This is a genomic window from Streptococcus pseudopneumoniae ATCC BAA-960 = CCUG 49455 (assembly GCF_002087075.1).
Classification (GTDB): domain Bacteria; phylum Bacillota; class Bacilli; order Lactobacillales; family Streptococcaceae; genus Streptococcus; species Streptococcus pseudopneumoniae.
The window spans coordinates 1-814 of record NZ_MWSM01000041.1 but is presented as its reverse complement, the minus strand read 5'-3'; the positions used below and the strand labels follow the sequence as shown (position 1 = coordinate 814).

Annotated in this window: 1 protein-coding gene; it reads left to right on the top strand. The window is 31.7% G+C overall.

The window, feature by feature from the left end; genetic code table 11:
- Positions 1-814 (top strand): restriction endonuclease subunit S (locus B4W83_RS09270; protein ID WP_000585735.1); only part of this gene is annotated, 814 nt, incomplete at both ends.

The following is an 814-nucleotide window of genomic DNA, read 5'->3' as shown; positions in this document are numbered from 1 at the left end:
GAAACATTATGGGAAGTTTGCTGATGGAAGTACTCAAGAAATTGATGTTCCTTATGATATTCCTGATACTTGGGAGTGGGTGAGGTTGGAAAATATAACTAGATTAATAAACGATGGAACACACTCAACACCACATTATACAGAAACGGGCATACCTTTTTTATCAGTAAGAGATATTAGTTCGGGAACTTTAGATTTTTCAAATACAAAATACATATCAGTTGAAGAGCATGCTATCTTATCAAAAAGAACAAAACCAGAAATGAACGATATATTACTCTCGAAAGTAGGAACAACTGGAATACCAGTAAAAGTTGATACAGATAAAGAGTTTAGCATTTTTGTTAGTCTGGCATTGTTGAAGTTCACATCTTCAATTGACGTAGATTTTATGGTTCATCTTATAAAATCTCCCGTAATTTTCAAACAATCTAAATTAGGAACCCGAGGTGTAGGAAATAAAAATTTAGTTTTACAAACAATAAAAAATTTTTTATTCCCCCTCCCACCACTATCCGAACAACAACGCATAGTAGAAGCAATCGAATCAGCTTTAGAAAAAGTAGATGAATATGCTGAAAGTTATAATAGACTAGAACAGCTAGATAAAGAATTTCCAGATAAACTAAAAAAATCTATTCTTCAATATGCTATGCAAGGAAAATTAGTTGAACAAGACCCAAATGATGAACCAGTCGAAGTTTTACTTGAAAAAATACGATCAGAAAAACAAAAACTCTTTGAAGAAGGTAAGATTAAAAAGAAAGATTTGGAGATTTCAATTGTTTCCCAAGGAGATGATAACTCTTATTAT